The following is a 15,775-nucleotide window of genomic DNA, read 5'->3' as shown; positions in this document are numbered from 1 at the left end:
GAAGTCCGATGGAAGTCGGAAGAAGGAAGAGGGAAGAAAGAAAGTAATCACAGTATTGGACTCATAACCTAATTATTTAGGGTTTGCAGTGCGTACCGCTATAAGTAGCGCCTCAAACATTTTTTGGGCGCTAGTCGTATTAATGCTAAGCTGGACAAAAGTTAAGTCCCCAACTGCAAAACAAAGAGTCACTACAGCCGTTCTAAATTTTCGTGAGATACTCGCCAGTTGTCTCGCCAATTCCCAATTACCAATTACCCATTCCCAATTACCAATTACCAATCTGTACCTCACAAAGCGTGAGAATTGCTATATGTGTATTGATCCCACAGAGTACGCGCGGCGTAGCTATCCCGTAGAGAATCGACCTCTCGAAAGCTGCGAAGCATTAGTCGCAGAGCAAAGCGCAAAAATTCGGCAACTCGAAGAGGATTTGCAACAGCAGAGAGAATTGTGCCGGAAATTAGCAGCACAACTCAAAGCAGTGGAGAATGCTGACTCCTCGGGTTCCACAACTGAATTGGAGCACGCAGACGATCGAACTCAGTTAATCGCGTCTCTGGAAAAAAGCCAGGAAATGTACCGAACTATTATCAAACACTATCCGAATGGTTCGGTGTTTTTGTTCGATCGCGATTTGCGTTATACTCTGGCTGACGGTAAAGGTTTGGCAGTAGTTGGTTTGTCCAAAGAACTGTTGGAAGGCAAAACATTGTGGGAAGTATCGCCACCAGAAGATTTAGAACTTTTTGAGGCGAAATATCGCGCAGCTTTAGCAGGAGAAGAGAATAATTTTGAATACAAATACCGCGACAGATTTTATTCAACAACAATTTCTCCGCTCAAAAACGACCGAGAACAAATTTTTGCTGGCATGGTAGTTACTCAAGATATTAGCGAAAAAAAACAGGCTGAATTCGCGCTGCGACGGCTGAAAAATGAACTTGAAATAAAATATCAAAAGCGTAGTGAAGATTTAAGAATAGCTAACCAACAATTGCGGGAAGAAATTATCGATCGCTGGCGCACCGAAGAATTTTTGCGGGAAAGCCAGCAACAGCTAGAATTGTTTTTTTCTCAATCTTTAGATGGTTTTTTCTTTATGATGCTGGACGAACCCCTGCGCTGGGACGATACAGTTGACAAAGAACAAGTCTTAGATTATGTATTTGCTAACGGGCGGGTGACGAAGGCAAACGATGCTTTTGTAGCTCAATATGGAACTACTAGGGAAGAGTTAAGTAGTCTGACGCTTAACTCTTTCTTAGGCCACAACTTGGCTGGTGCTAGAGAGATCATCAAACAATTGTTTGATGCTGGCAGAAGTCATATCGAATGTGACAATCGCAAGTTTGATGGTACTCAAATTTGGGTGGAAGGCGACTATATTTGCATTTACGATTCCCACCGCAGAATCGTCGGGCATTTTGGCGTGCAGCGCGAGATTACCGATCGCAAAAAAGCAGAAGCAGCACTCAGAGATAGTGAAGAACGCTTTCGCGCAACTGTCGAACAAGCAGCAGTCGGCATTACCCACTGTGACAAAAATGGGCGCTATTTGCGAGTTAACCAAAAATTCTGCAATATTTTGGGATATAGTGCGGCCCAATTGCTGTGCCGAACTTGGATGGATGTCACTTATTGGGAAGATATAGATTCAGACTCCCATAAAAATAACAGATTGTTTGCCAGGGAATTTGACTGTTTCAATCTGGAAAAACGCTTGGTTTGCCAAGATGGTTCTTTAATCTGGGTAAACATAACTGTTTCTATCGTTGAAGAACCATTGAGTGGGGCAGTTTACAATGTAGCAGTTATAGAAGATATCAGCGATCGCAAACAAGCCGAAGCAGCACTCAAGGAAAGCGAAGAAAGGTTCCGACAGCTAGCCGAAAATATTGAAAGCGTGTTTTGGATGGTAGACGTTCAACCGCAGAAAATGGTTTATATCAGTCCGGGTTACGCAAAAGTCTGGGGGAGAAGCTGCGATGAGTTGTATGCTTCCGGGCGCTTTTGTGCAGATTCTATCCATCCAGAAGACAGATCTCGCATTATGGCTACCTTCACTCAAAAAATTTTAGCTGAAAAGGAGATAGAATATCGAATTGTCAGGCCGGATGGTGAAATTCGCTGGATTCGCGATCGGGCTTTTCCGATTAGAAATCAAGCTGGTGAAGTTTATCGTGTTGTTGGTATTGCAGAAGATATCAGCGATCGCAAACAGGCAGAAAAAGCGATCCGTGAAAGTGAAGAACGCTTCCGCCAGCTAGCAGAAAATATCCAAGATTCCTTCTGGCTACTTTCTGTTGATTTCACCGATTTATTGTATCTGAGCCCAGCTTACGAACAAATCTGGGGGCGCAGTCGCGAAGAATTGTATGCTGAGCCTATAAAATGGATGGAGTTTGTGCATCCAGAGGATCTACAGTTGTTGCAAGAGAGCCTTCCGCGAGTGTTGGAGGGCGAGTCTACCAGTACCGAATATCGGATTTTTCTGCCAGATGGCACAATTCGCTGGGTGTGCGATCGAGCTTTTCCCATTTATGACGAATCTGGGCAAATTTATCGGCTTGCTGGTATTTGCGAAGATATTAGCGATCGTAAATTTACTGAGGCCCGCATCCAAGCAGCACTCCGCGAAAAAGAAGTATTGCTCAAAGAAATTCACCACCGAGTCAAAAATAATATGCAGGTAGTTTCCAGCCTGCTGCAACTTCAAGCTCAATACATTGAAGACGAACCGACGCTAGCTTTATTTCAAGAAAGCCAAACCCGCATCCATTCAATGGCTTTGATTCACGAGCAACTTTATCAATCGGAACATCTCGATCGCATAGACCTCCCCCCCTATGTCGAAAACTTGGTTGCTAATTTGTATCAATCTTTTGGTTGCGGCAACAGTTCCATCCAATTCAATCTTAACATGGATCCCATTTATTTAAACATAGAAACAGCAATTCCTTGCGGGTTAATTATTAACGAATTGGTTTCTAATTCTTTAAAATATGCTTTCAATAAAACTTCATCAGGGGAAATTAATATTAATTTTAGTGAAATAAACCCTCAGCAATTTTACTTAATTATTCAAGATAACGGCAGCGGATTTCCGGCAGGATTTGATGTGGGGACTAGCGAAACATTAGGATTGCGATTAGTGCGGATGTTGACTCAGCAATTAGAGGGAAATATTGTTGTTGACACTGAGTGCGGGACTTGTTACCATATTAGTTTCCCTGAGTTAAAATATCGGCGGCGCATTTAAGACAAGAATATGAACTCTATAAAAATTCTGGTAGTTGAAGACGAAATTATTGTCGCCGAGGACATAGCGGGCAGATTGAAGAAACTGGGTTATTCAGTAACAGCTACAGTAGCTTCTGGAGAAGAAGCTATAGAAAAAGTAGCAGAAAATCAGCCGGATTTAGTGCTGATGGATATCGTGCTTAAAGGTGAGATGGATGGCGTGACAGCCGCCGAAAAAATCAGAAGCCAAGTAAATGTACCAACAATATTTTTAACAGCTTATGCAGACGATAAAACCCTGCAAAGAGCGAAACTGACAGACCCATTCGGTTATATTATTAAACCATTTCAACAAAATGATTTGCGGGTGGCGATCGAGATTGCCCTGCACAGGCACGAAATCGAAGCCAAGATGCGATCGGCTCTCAAAGATTCGGAAGCCGCCCGAGAGTCGGTGGAAGAAAAATCGCAGCGCCAAAACCAATATATATCAATGGCTGCCCACGAATTGCGTAACCCGCTCAACACAATTTTAATCTCTGCGGAACTCCTCAAGATCGATCGCACTCGCAGCAGTGACGAATCCCAAGTCAAAACCATCCGCCTAGTGCACTCAGCTACCCAAAAAATGAACCAGCTAATCGACGATATGCTGTTCATGGGCCGAGCAGAATCAGGTAAACTTAAATGCCATCCATTACCGATAAATTTAGTAGAATATTGTCAAGATTTGCTGGATCAATTGCAATTAGGAAATGAAGCCAAGCACAAACTAATATTAATCCCATCCAGCGTCACCAGCGCGATGTTAGATCAAAAATTGCTGCACTGCATTATTTCTAACTTAATCGTCAACGCGATTAAATATTCCCCAAACGGTGGCAAAGTCACGTTGGAGTTGGAATACTGTCTAGCCAGTGAGGGAGACAAAGAAGCTAAATTCTGCTTGTCTCCTCAGTATTTGTTTGCCAATTCTAAATTTAAAAATAATAATTATTCGTTACTAATCATCCGCATCCGAGACGAAGGTATGGGCATCCCAGAAACCGAATTAGGGAAAATATTTGAAATGTTCTACCGCTGCAAGAATACTGAAAAAATTAAAGGTAGCGGTTTGGGATTGACGATTGTTAAAAAAGCTGTGGATTTGCAAGGAGGTACGATCGCCTGCGAAAGCAAAATCGGTGTTGGCACAACCTTTACCGTGGCTCTTCCTTACGTGGCTCTTGCGTCCAAAATTCAGTCAGATAATATATGAGCGAAACAAAACTTGCACTCAACAGCGGCTGGTTGCTTTCTACTTCAAAGGGTTGCCCATGAGATCAACAATCCAGTCAACTTTATCCACGGCAACATTGGGCCTTTGAATGATTACACCGAAGATTTGCTGCGGATGCTCCGCCTCTACGAACAGCGCTATCCGAGTGAAGATCCAGAAATTCGCGCCTTAGCTGAGGAAATCGATCGGGAATTTATGGTAGAAGATGTGCGAAAAATGTTGTCTTCTATGGAAATTGGCACCAATCGGATTCGGGAAATTGTCGTATCGCTGCGAAACTTTTCTCGGCTTGATGAAGCCCAATTTAAAGCGGTTGACATTCATGAAGGGATTGACAGTACATTGCTGATTCTGCGACATCGCTTCAAAGCTAAGACGGAGACCCCTGATATCGAAGTGATTCTGGACTACAGTCAGTTGCCTCTGGTCGAATGTTACCCCGGACAATTAAATCAGGTGGTGATGAATATTTTGGCAAATGCGATCGATGCGTTCGATGACGTGAATGCCCAGCGTACTTACCAACAAATCAAAGCCCGCCCCAATCAAATTATTATCCATACTACCATGTTAGGTTCAGACTGGGTAGAAATTGACATCACCGACAATGGATCGGGAATGCCTGAATCGGTGAAACAGAAAATCTTCGATCCATTTTTCACAACTAAGCCCGTGGGCAAAGGAACCGGCATGGGGATGGCAATCAGCTATCAAATCATCACCGAAAAACATGGCGGTAAGCTAGAATGTTTCTCTACAGTAGGCCAAGGAACTAAGTTTTTGATTCAAATTCCTATACATCAGCGAGTCTGTGAGGCAGCAAAATGAGATTCACCGTGAAAAAGTCTTGCAGCTTAGATTTGAATTGTCAATATAATTAGGACGGGCTAGAAGCCCATCCCACAATTTTTTTTGTTGTGGGATGGGCTTCTAGCCCGTCCCGAACCTGCAATAGACAAGATTGCAAAAATAGCTGGGAACAGGCATCTTGCCTGTTCCACATGAATTTTTTATTGTGGAACAGGCATCTTGCCTGTTCCCAAATTTGATTAAAAAGACTTTTACCAGATATCTGATGTTTATTTGCTCGCAGACTCAATCATCAAAGTGTTGCAAAATCCACTCAACCCCGGCAGCTAAATTTGCAGCAATAAAGTCCGGTTTAGTATGGTGCTGGTACTCGCCGCTCAACACGCTTTCGCCGTAACCAGTCTGCACCAAAATACCAGTACAGCCAGCATTATGAGCCAGATCGACATCAGTCGCTTTATCCCCCACCATAAAACTATTTTGCAAATCCAGATCGTGTTCCCAAGCTGCCGCAACTAACATCCCCGTATTCGGTTTTCGCCAAGTCGTATATCGTGTAAATTCCGGGTTGGTTCCGCCTTCTGATTCGCTCAAATAAGGACAGTAATAAAGAGCATCTAACCTCGCTCCAGCTTCTTTTTCTAATAATAAACACAGGCGTTGGTGCAAAGCTTCAACGTGGCTGACTGGATAATAACCCCTCGCCGGGCCGGACTGATTTGAAACTAAACAGCAAAATATTTCTCTGTCATTTAAACGGCGTACAGCCTTAGCTGTGCCGGGGATTAAATGCAAATCTTCTAGTTTGTGAATGTAGCCAGCTTCGATATTTAGGACGCCATCGCGATCGAGAAATACTGCTCGTTTCATATAATTCTAATTTATGAACTTTCTGATTTACATATCGACGACCAAATAAACCGGGTTTTTTATCGAATCTGTGGGTGAAAACAAAGTATTTTCGTGAAAAAACCCGGTTTCTGGCCACCCGCGCGTAAATCCTGAGATTATCTGGGTGGGTAAGGATTGAAAAGTTTGCAGATATACAGATACAGTCCTAGACGCATTAAGGTCAAAGAAACCGAGTTTTTTACCTAATCTCTGAACTACAACGAAGGATTTATGTAAAAAACAAAGGTGATGACCACCCGCGCGCAAGTCCTAAGATAATTCCTGTACAAAACCCGCCCTTTTGTTTAACAAATTTAGCCCCCCCAAACCTTCTTCAAAACCTCTTGAGGAGAAATGTCAGCCATTTTGCCAGTAGGAGATTTAATGCCCAAAAATCGATCGCCCTGCGGTAGCAATTTTGCCGGGTCAGTCGGGCCGAACAAAGCTATTGTATAAGTTTGAACCGCTACAGCCAAGTGCATTGGCGCGCTGTCAGTACACATCATCAAATTAGCAGCAGCAATGGTAGCGGCCAATTTGCCGACATCATCCGGCGAGATGGTTTTTACCTTGGGACAGAGTTCGACTAACTTTTTCACGAAGGCTTCATCTTCGGGGCCTTTCACCACCACGACGGGTAAATTCGGCTGTCGCTGCTGACAGTCTTCGATGATTTGTTTCCAGTTGTCTATCGGGTAAATTTTGTCAATACCTTTAGAGATGGCTAATTGACTGGAACCGCCGTGAATCAGAATGTAACCGCTGTCTTTGATTCCCAGCCGCTGCTGTTCGGCTTCGGCCCATTGAATGTCTTGTTTTGGTACATTAATTGCGATCGCAGGACAAGGATTGTGAATGTTGAATCCTTGCAGCAAATCGTGGTACATTGAAGCCGCGTACTGGTCAGTTTTCAGAGGTACGGCATCGGTGAGAAATCGAGCGCCGTTGGTTCCCGAATAGCCAATTCTCTGGGGAATGCCGGTCAGCCACAGCAGAAGTCCCACAGTCCACCGCTGGCCGAGGGAAACAACTGCTTCGTATTCGCGATCGCGAATTACACCGAGTAAATTGCCCAAATCTGCCATCGCGTTGCGGTCTTTGAAATTGTACGTCAAGACTTCTTTGACGGACTTGCAGACTCGGTAAGCGCCCTTCGCCCTCGGTTCCACGATCACATCAATCTGAGCCTCAGGATAAGACTGCTTGAGGTCATCGAGGGTGGGGAAAAATAAAATTTGGTCGCCAATCCCGCCAGGGACAAGTGCTAGTATTCGCATCATAAACGATCGGGCTATTATCTATCGAGGTAGCTCTCAGCGATCGGCTTTTAGCTATCAGATTGTAGTATTTTTAGAATTTAAAAGCTACTGGCTGACAGCAAAACAACTGACTGAAAATTACAGGACGCTTTTAATATATACCTTGTTGGGTGAAGAAGGGTTAGTTAATGCACTTATTAATTGCGGCGGCGGGTTCGGGGCGACGGATGGGGAGTCAGCGGAACAAACTGCTGCTGACTTTGCTCTCTAAACCTTTGCTGAGTTGGACTTTGGCTGCTGCTGAAGCTTCGCGGCAGATTAGCTGGATTGGAATTATGGGTCAGCCAGGGGATTTTCCAGATTTTAAGGCAATTATCGGCGATTTAGGTTTGGTGAAGCCGGTGGAACTGATCCAAGGGGGCGCTACCAGACAAGAGTCAGTTTACAACGGTTTGCAGGCTTTGCCTCCAAATGCCGATCGCGTATTGATTCACGACGGCGCCCGGTGTTTGGCTACTGCTGAATTGTTCGATCGATCTGCCGAAGCTCTCTTGAGCTGTCCCGGCTTGATTGTCGCCGTCCCGGTCAAGGATACGATTAAGGTGGTGGACGAGTCTAGGATCGTGCGAGACACGCCGGACAGAAGCAATTTGTGGGCGGCCCAGACTCCCCAAGGATTTGAAGTGAAATTGTTAAAGCAGTGTCACCAGCAAGGGCGAGACAAGGGTTGGGAAGTTACAGACGATGCGGCTTTGTTTGAAAAATGCGGTTTAGCAGTGCAAATTGTCGAGGGCGAAGAGACGAATTTGAAAGTCACAACACCCGTTGATTTAAGCGTCGCTGAATTCATTTTGCGCGGAAGATTCGGATAAATTATCTTCAACCTGCGGAGGCAGGTTTTGCCTGACAAGAAGCGGTTTAAACCGCCGAATTATCTTTAACCTGCCTCCGCAGGTTTGGTCTGACAAAAAGCGGTTTAAACCGCCGAATTATCTTTAACCTGTCTCCGCAGGTTTGGTCTGACAAAAAGCGGTTTAAACCGCCGAATTTTTCTGGTAATTACATCCTACATCCAAAAATGCAAATACGGCAGGAATTAACAGCGCATCCCTCAAAATAGCCACCCCAATTACCCTTTCAAAATGAACTGGTAAACTGCAAACTTTCACTTCAGCAGGAATCGGTTCCGCCGCCAAAAGCGGCATAATGGCTGCACCCAAACCTTGCATTACCATACTGACAATAGTGGAATCTTCGCTGAGTTCGTAAGCGATATTTAAGGGAAACTCCGAAGTTGCTAAATATTTGCGTAGCGGTATGGAACAAGCAGTTTCCGGTGGCTGTAAAATCAGCGGATAATTTGCTAATACATTCCAGGTAATTGTAGCAGATGATAACTTGGCGGTTGGCGGCAACAACACCACATATTTGTCCCGCAAAATTTCTGTTGTTTCAAATTCATCGGAGATGGGAAGAGAGACAAAGCCGATGTCTGCTTTGCCCGATCGCAAAGCTTCTTCCACAGCCTGGGTATAATACACTTCGGTAATGCTGACGGCAATCTTGGGATAGCGATCGCGAAATTGGGCGATAATACCCGGTAGGATGTGAGTTGCGACGCTGCGAAACGTGACTATCCGTACTTGGCCTCCCTGCAAACCTTTCTCTAAATCGGCTTCTTTTACCATCATTTCTAACGATCGCACAATTTGACGCCCGTGAAGCACCACTCTTTCCCCCACCGGTGTCAGTTGAGCGCCGTGTCGCCCGCGGTGGAACAATTGCACTCCTAATTCTGTTTCTAAAGAGGCGATGGCGTGGCTGACTGCGGATTGTGACAGTTCCATTTGCAAAGCCGCTCCGCTAAAGTTTTCACAGTCGGCTACTGCTATCAAAGCCTGAATCTGAGAGAGTTTCATCCGCCGCGTGTTGATTTCATTCATAGCGTTTCCTAGAAGGAAGAAGGAAGAAGGAAGAAGGAAGAAGGAAGAGGGAAGAAGAATCTTCGCCAAGGGTTTCAGCAATTAATAACGTCCTAACCGTCGGGCGCGGTTGGTATATTGATCTATCGATTTTATTCATACAACCTATGCAAGTAATGATTTGATTGTTATTTTGCCAACAGTTATGGTTAATTCATCAGGTAACAGATTTAGTTTCCCAGGAATTGCATAACGATAAAATTGTGCTGTAATTGCCAGCGATTTATAGCAGTTTTTAGCTTTAATTTTGAATTGGCTGTGTGCAATTCCTGTTGAATTTAGGAGTTGAAGGTGTTTGTTATGTCTGTTTACCAAAATACGTGCTCTTCGGAAAAAACGAGCGTTGTTGCGATTGACGAACAAGCTAAACATACCAAAAAGCCAAAAGGGCGATCGCTCTTTTCAGCTATGAATCAAATTTGGCAAGGTTTGCTCACCGCTGCATCTGGCGAGAATGAGGTCAGAATTTGGCAAACGTGCGATCGCTATGGTAACACTTGCTGGCACGGTTGCGATCGCGCGACGGGTCGCTCTAAGAGGGCGGCGACGGATGATGAAATGCGCGCTTGGATCGATCGGCGTTATTGCCAATAGTTAAGGCAAAGGTTGATTGAGATTGTTGGTTGTGTGGGGGCGGGTTTTATATGGTGTCCGACGCTCGACGGCCATAATGTTCGATCGCGGGGGCGGACTTAAGTCCGCAGATTTTTGCGGACTTAAGTCCGCACTACGAACCGTTTTTTGTGGTAATCGACTGGACATGATTTTAGAGATTGTTTGAGGTTTTCCAAGATTTTTGCTGAACGCAACCCTGCGATACTTTGGGAGATTTTGTAGATTTTTGATGGTTAATTGCCAAGGAGATGCTATGCTTCAAAGATATTCCGAATGTGCAGCGCCCGATCGCATAATCGTGATGAAAAATGAGGTTTACAGGTTGCCTCAAACTCATCGAGAAGTTCAAGTTTTGTCAGGTATTGCTTGGATTACACTCGACAAACAGGACATCATCTTGCAAACCCCAGAAAAATTATCGCTTCCACCGAGCAAAAATTCTGCTATCATCTCCGCTCTCAACAATATGCCGCTGATTCTGGCAGTCTGGTAGCAAAAAACCCAAACCATGGGATTTGAGATTTGAGATTGGGCACCGTCGAGGGCACAAGATTGGAAAAATAGGTAAGGCGGGCGTCTCGCCTACCCCACAAAAATAATTTTCTCTTGTGGGGTGGGCGAGACGCCTGCCCCAAAATTTGATTAAAAGGACTGAGGCAATTCAGGTCTATTGTGTATGGGTTTGCAGCTTGACTACACTAACATTCTTTGTTGAAACCGGTATCTGAAGCCAGCGAGCGAGCAAAAAATTGGCAGGAACCGCCCAAAAAGCTTTATCTTAATAGTTATAACTTGGCTATTGGAGGACTCGATCGGTGTACTGCCGCTCTTACCACTTCAGTTATCTCGCAGCTATAAGTATTGTTGTATCGCCCGCACTCAGCTTGCTGGTAATCTCTGATGCTCGGGCATTTGCCCCTATTATAAATCCAAGGCAGGCTCGATCGAGCGATCGCGCCCAAGCAACAGACCCCAAAACCCAAGCAGACAAACTCTTGGAAACAGGAGTAAAACAGCACCGGGAGGGTTTGTTTCGAGAGGCCATCCAGACTTTTGAGCAAGTTTTGGCAATTCGCAAGCAATTAGGCGACAAACCAGGAATCGGAGAAACCCTCAACAATATCGGGGAAGTTTACACCGAAATGGGTTTGCGCCCGAAAGCTTTGGAAGTTTTGCGGCAAGCTTTAGTCATTCACCGCGAAATCGGCGAAGGGCCCCGCATCGCGCGCACTCTCAATCTCATCGGTTTTGTCAACCGCGTTGAAGACAATTTTGCCGAAGCGATGAAACTGCACCAAGAAGCTTTGGATCTCGCCAAAACTGCCAAGGACCAAATTGCAATCGCAGAATCTTTTCACAACATCGCGGCGGTGTACGCAGAACAAGTAAATTATGCTAAGGCGATCGAATTTTACCAACAAGCGCGGACGATTCGGACTAAAGAGGGCGATCGGCGCGATTTAGGGCGTACTCTCAATAATATGGGCGGCGTCTATTACAACATCGGCGACTTTAACCGAGCGATGGAATTTTACCATCAAGCTTTAGCAATTCGCCGGGAAATCGGAGACAGGGCCGGCGTCGCCCGCCTGCTTAACAACATGGCACTTACCTGTCGCAAACAAGGCAAAGATACTCAAGCGCTAATCTATTTTCAGCAAGCAATACCGATGTTTGAAGCCATCGGCGACCAAACAAGTATCGGACGCTTGCTCAACAATATGGGCGCGATTTACGAAAGTCTTCGTCAATCTCCCAAAGCTCTCGAATCCTACGAGCGAGCTTTGAAAATAGCTCGCGACGGTGGCGATAAAACTGGAGAAACTACGGCGATGGAGGGAATTAAACGATTGTCTTCCGGTCAGGTGCCGCCGTCATAATAGTTATGCCGATCGACTTTGGCAACATTTTGGCAGCAATCTGTCAGTGTTGGCATCCTTTACTGCTAAAAATCCTTCATGAGGCTAGAATTTGATTAATATTGCGATCGAAAGGGTGGAATATGCAAAGCTCAATTATGCTGGGAAGCGCAGAAGTTGCGAGGCGTGCAGAAAAACTCTATGATGACCAAATTAGTCAAAAACTAGACCTAGAAGATAATACCATACGGTTTACTTAAGATGGTCATTGCGAGGAACGAAGCAATCGCAATGTCTATTTATCATCGGTTTTCCATGTTGTTATTTCTTAAGTGAACTGTATTGGAAGATAATATCGGTAAAATGGTCATCACTAATATCGAAACAGGTGATTGCGCCGTAGAGAAAATAGGTTGATAATCAGTACGGGAGTTGCAAAAAAATAATCCAAACGGTCGGTTCTTTGGAATTCGGATTGGCTACAAAGTTGGGGCTGCAATCAGTGGAGTGATGGAGCGGGTTTAAAAGTGATTTCAGGAATCGTCAGGGATAAGCACGCGACGCTTTATGTAACATTTCATCTGCCCGATCGACCCGACGTTACAATTGAATCTGTCATAGGCACAGTTTACAGAAGGTGGAAAACTCGTCAGTTGTGAGTTTTCCATAAATCCCTGGTTTCAGCGGGACTGCTACCCAGCAAATTTATTTAAACGCTGCCTTTTCCCCTCTCCAGCTTTGAATTGTGCAAAGTAAAAACCGGAGTCAGAGCAGATTTGCCCTTGAGAGAAACAGCTCCCAAAGCCTCGCAATCGAAGTTTAGCGCGATCGACTCAAACACCGTTTCACCGATCAAAATTTCGTTTTCCCCCGCCTCGGTCATCAAGCGAGCGGCCGTATTCACCGTATCTCCGAGAATATTAAACTCCCTGCGCCCTCGCGGTTCCCCAACCTCAGCAGCAAACACCGGCCCCAGGGACAGCCCAATTTGACAAGTTACTTTCACATTTTGACCGCCGATGGCGATCGGACGCAAACCGGCAATCAGATCCCGGATCACAATCGCCGCACTCGCCGCGCGGCTGGGATCGTCGGTGTGAACGTCTGGTACGCCAAAATAAATCAGCATATCCGAACCATCCAAGTGTGCCGTTACTTTTTGCAGCACGCCTCCTTTCGCCGACACCACAGCCTCAATTAACGCAAACACCCGAGAACAGCCGAGTACCAGGTTAGCTTCTTCGGTTGGCGTTGCTTTTTCTACCAGCTTTGGTAAACCGATCAAGTTGACAAACATTACCGTCGGTTCGGGAAAATCTGGTGGGATTTTTCGCCTGTCGGCATTTTCAACCAGCAGTCTCAGGATGGTTTGGGGAATGTAACTAGCAAGGGGTTCCACCCGCTTCACCGCTTCCCCGATTTCGCTTACCAAACCCGAAACGCTACGATCGAGCAATACCGAACTCGGCATCCGCCGCCCAGTCAAAGTAATATCGTACTCTCCGAGGCGATCGTCAGTAAAATCATCAGCCACCAACACATAACCCGGTTTCCCAGGTTCAAAACAAAATTGCTGTCCCAAAGACGAACTAGCAGTTTCTGTCAAACACACCCGCCCCACCGTCCCTGAACCCTCAGCTTGCTTCGCTTGCTGGACTGAATCGCCCAGCAGTACGTGAACCATCCGCAGCGGCGTGCCGATATCCGCACTAATGTAGCGCCCGCAGTGAATGCCCACCCGCATCCTCAAAGACAAAACACCCCGCGCCGTTTCGATATTGGCAAATTTAGCCATCGCCCGCTGCATCCGCAAACCCGCACGCACCGCCCTAGCTGTATCCTGTTCGTGCTTCCCAGCTAGAAACTGCACCAGCAGCGCGTCTCCGGTAAACTCCAGCAAATCGCCCCCGGATTTGCTGACAATTTCAATCATCGAGGCAAAATAGTCGTTAATTACCCGCAATAGCGTTTCAGCGCCCTTGCGCCCCTGGGCTGCGTTCGCTTCCAACAGCGACGTAAACCCCGCTAAATCTGTAAACAACAAAGTGCCTGTTTGCCACTTATAGCGTACCTCCCCCGGATTGGGCGGAGATTCGGATACGGGCCTGGGCAGGTAGTCGTGGAGGATGTAGCGCAGAGTTCGGAGGTGCTCGAAAACCGCCATTAGCGTGGCTGGGGAGGAATCTACCCACGCACTCGCGTAAAGTTCAGCCGAAAGGAGCGCTCGCAGTCGCAGTTCGATCGCGGCCAAGGGAGGATTGTACGTTAATGTATTAATTTCCACCTTGTCTGTTCTTAAAAAAATAAGGTTTGTTCGATCGATCTAGAGCTAACACCAACAGCTAGACCCATACCATTATCATAAGTTTCCAGTGACCCGATACCAGCCCCACCCAGAACCCACGATAACAACTTCCGAAACTCAAAGCTTGCTGGCTCCCGATTTGATCCGAGCAGCTCGATCGGCTTATGGTATGTATCTAAAAGTTCATTCCGAACAGATGCAGCGTCCTGCTGGTGTAGTTGTCAGTCAAGGAAGCGATCGAGGTCAGCTAATTTTTGCTTCGCATCCCGTTTTATTGCCCGGTGAACGTTTTGTTACTTTTGACGAAATTGAATCTCAAATGTATTAGACAGTTGACTGTTGACAGTTGACCGTTGACTGTTGACTGTTGACTGTTGACTGTTGACTGTTGACTGTTGACTGTTGGTGATTTGTTACTAATCACCAACATAAATACATAAATAAATAAACTATAAAAAAAAGGTTCGTAGTGAGGACTTTAGTCCGCATCTTTCATTCAGGTTCGTAGTGAGGACTTTAGTCCGCATCTTTCATCCCAAAAGTTGGAGTTAAACCGCAAGCATAAAATCAATATTTTAAGTTAAAAATATCACAACTAAAAAACAAAAGCTCACCTAATTCAAGAATCAACAGAGAACTTAATGGAAACTATATTTAATCTCCTTGTCACCGCGATTGTGTTTGTATTCGGCTCGGCGATCGGCAGCTTTCTCAACGTGGTAGTCTATCGGTTGCCGGCGGGTTTGTCAGTGATCCACCCACCATCTCGCTGTCCCAAATGTTTAAATCAACTCAGAACTTACGAAAATATACCCGTGTTCGGCTGGCTGTGGCTACGGGGACGCTGCAATCACTGCCGCAGTCGGATTTCTGCCCGCTACCCGCTGGTGGAAGCAGCTACGGGTTTCCTGTTTTTGCTGATCTTCTGGCGGTTTGGGCCCAGTGTGCAAACGGTGGGGTTTTGGGCTTTTTTTAGCTGGCTGTTGGCTTTGTCTTTGATTGATTGCGATACAATGACTCTGCCTAATTCTTTGACTCGATCGGGCTTGGTACTCGGATTGGTTTTCCAAATCGCCAAAGGTTGCTGGCCGACTGTCAACCCGATCGACTCGGTGCACTATCTTGTACTAGATGGAATTTTGGGAGCAGTTGTCGGATTGTGGCTGTTTGACGCGATCGCCCTTGCAGGATCGATCGGCTTCGGGCAGAATGCTATGGGTGCGGGTGATACCAAATTAGCCGCCTTGATGGGGGCTTGGCTGGGCTGGAAATACCTGTTGCTAGCGGGATTTATCGCCTGTGTCGGCGGGGCTTTTGTGGGCGGCGGGGCGATCGCCGCTGGATGGATTGGGAGGCGTCAACCGATGCCCTTCGGCCCGTTTCTGGCGACGGGTGCAGCAATTACGGCTTTGTGGGGCGAAGCGATCCTATCTATTTACTGGCAGTGGCTTTTCCCAAATTAGAGTTGGCGATCGGCAGGTAGTCGCGCGCGATCGAACATAATAATATCGGTTCCTAAAATTGGTAAAATT

The 15,775-nt window shown here is 45.9% G+C and carries 13 protein-coding genes; 9 read left to right on the top strand and 4 right to left on the bottom strand.

Going from position 1 to position 15,775, the window contains the following annotated elements:
• Positions 1-313 precede the first annotated feature (313 nt).
• From QZW47_RS18020 to QZW47_RS18010, 3 genes are all read left to right on the top strand, one after another.
• A complete protein-coding gene (locus tag QZW47_RS18020) occupies positions 314-3,262 on the top strand; it encodes a PAS domain S-box protein (protein ID WP_293129273.1) in 2,949 nt (982 codons plus the stop codon).
• A 9-nt stretch (positions 3,263-3,271) separates the two neighbouring features.
• Complete coding sequence (locus QZW47_RS18015) at positions 3,272-4,501, top strand: response regulator (protein WP_293129271.1); 1,230 nt, start codon at positions 3,272-3,274, stop codon at positions 4,499-4,501.
• Positions 4,502-4,606: 105 nt separating this feature from the next.
• Positions 4,607-5,350 carry an ATP-binding protein gene (locus tag QZW47_RS18010; protein ID WP_366930894.1) on the top strand — a complete coding sequence of 248 codons (744 nt, stop codon included), beginning with the start codon at positions 4,607-4,609 and terminating at the stop codon, positions 5,348-5,350.
• A 267-nt stretch (positions 5,351-5,617) separates the two neighbouring features.
• Here the strand turns inward: QZW47_RS18010 and QZW47_RS18005 are convergent, their stop codons facing one another.
• Positions 5,618-6,202 carry an HAD family hydrolase gene (locus QZW47_RS18005; protein ID WP_293129267.1) on the bottom strand — a complete coding sequence of 195 codons (585 nt, stop codon included), beginning with the start codon at positions 6,200-6,202 and terminating at the stop codon, positions 5,618-5,620.
• A 335-nt stretch (positions 6,203-6,537) separates the two neighbouring features.
• Entirely contained in the window at positions 6,538-7,500 is a 963-nt protein-coding gene (locus tag QZW47_RS18000; RefSeq protein WP_293129372.1) for a glycosyltransferase family 9 protein, read from the bottom strand.
• A 170-nt stretch (positions 7,501-7,670) separates the two neighbouring features.
• Here QZW47_RS18000 and ispD point away from each other — a divergent pair, with 170 nt between their 5' ends.
• Positions 7,671-8,354 (top strand): 2-C-methyl-D-erythritol 4-phosphate cytidylyltransferase, encoded by a 684-nt coding sequence (ispD, locus tag QZW47_RS17995; protein WP_293129265.1) that lies wholly within the window; start codon positions 7,671-7,673, stop codon positions 8,352-8,354.
• A 162-nt stretch (positions 8,355-8,516) separates the two neighbouring features.
• Here ispD and QZW47_RS17990 read toward each other — a convergent pair whose 3' ends face one another.
• A complete protein-coding gene (locus QZW47_RS17990; RefSeq protein ID WP_293129263.1) occupies positions 8,517-9,425 on the bottom strand; it encodes a LysR family transcriptional regulator in 909 nt (302 codons plus the stop codon).
• A 339-nt stretch (positions 9,426-9,764) separates the two neighbouring features.
• On the opposite strand from QZW47_RS17990, the gene QZW47_RS17985 reads away from it, so the two are divergent.
• The 3 genes from QZW47_RS17985 (at position 9,765) to QZW47_RS17975 (ending at position 11,959) form a co-directional block, all read left to right on the top strand.
• Positions 9,765-10,058 (top strand): hypothetical protein, encoded by a 294-nt coding sequence (locus QZW47_RS17985; protein WP_293129262.1) that lies wholly within the window; start codon positions 9,765-9,767, stop codon positions 10,056-10,058.
• A gap of 274 nt (positions 10,059-10,332) precedes the next feature.
• Complete coding sequence (locus QZW47_RS17980) at positions 10,333-10,572, top strand: hypothetical protein (protein WP_293129261.1); 240 nt, start codon at positions 10,333-10,335, stop codon at positions 10,570-10,572.
• A 322-nt stretch (positions 10,573-10,894) separates the two neighbouring features.
• Complete coding sequence (locus QZW47_RS17975; protein ID WP_293129259.1) at positions 10,895-11,959, top strand: tetratricopeptide repeat protein; 1,065 nt, start codon at positions 10,895-10,897, stop codon at positions 11,957-11,959.
• Between the two features lie 688 nt (positions 11,960-12,647).
• On the opposite strand, the gene QZW47_RS17970 is transcribed toward QZW47_RS17975, so the two are convergent.
• Positions 12,648-14,222: an adenylate/guanylate cyclase domain-containing protein gene (locus QZW47_RS17970; protein ID WP_293129257.1), complete on the bottom strand. Its 1,575-nt coding sequence runs from the start codon at positions 14,220-14,222 to the stop codon at positions 12,648-12,650.
• An 88-nt stretch (positions 14,223-14,310) separates the two neighbouring features.
• Here QZW47_RS17970 and QZW47_RS17965 point away from each other — a divergent pair, with 88 nt between their 5' ends.
• Both QZW47_RS17965 and QZW47_RS17960 read left to right on the top strand, forming a co-directional pair.
• The gene (locus QZW47_RS17965) at positions 14,311-14,571 is read left to right on the top strand and encodes a hypothetical protein (protein WP_293129255.1); all 261 of its coding nucleotides are present in this window, start codon (positions 14,311-14,313) and stop codon (positions 14,569-14,571) included.
• A gap of 313 nt (positions 14,572-14,884) precedes the next feature.
• Positions 14,885-15,706 (top strand): A24 family peptidase, encoded by an 822-nt coding sequence (locus tag QZW47_RS17960; protein WP_293129254.1) that lies wholly within the window; start codon positions 14,885-14,887, stop codon positions 15,704-15,706.
• Positions 15,707-15,775: the final 69 nt, after the last annotated feature.

It is taken from the genome of Microcoleus sp. bin38.metabat.b11b12b14.051 (genome assembly GCF_013299165.1).
Taxonomy (GTDB): Bacteria; Cyanobacteriota; Cyanobacteriia; order Cyanobacteriales; family Microcoleaceae; genus Microcoleus.
The sequence above is the reverse complement of the archived record's forward strand: the minus strand, read 5'-3'. Positions and strand labels throughout refer to the sequence as shown.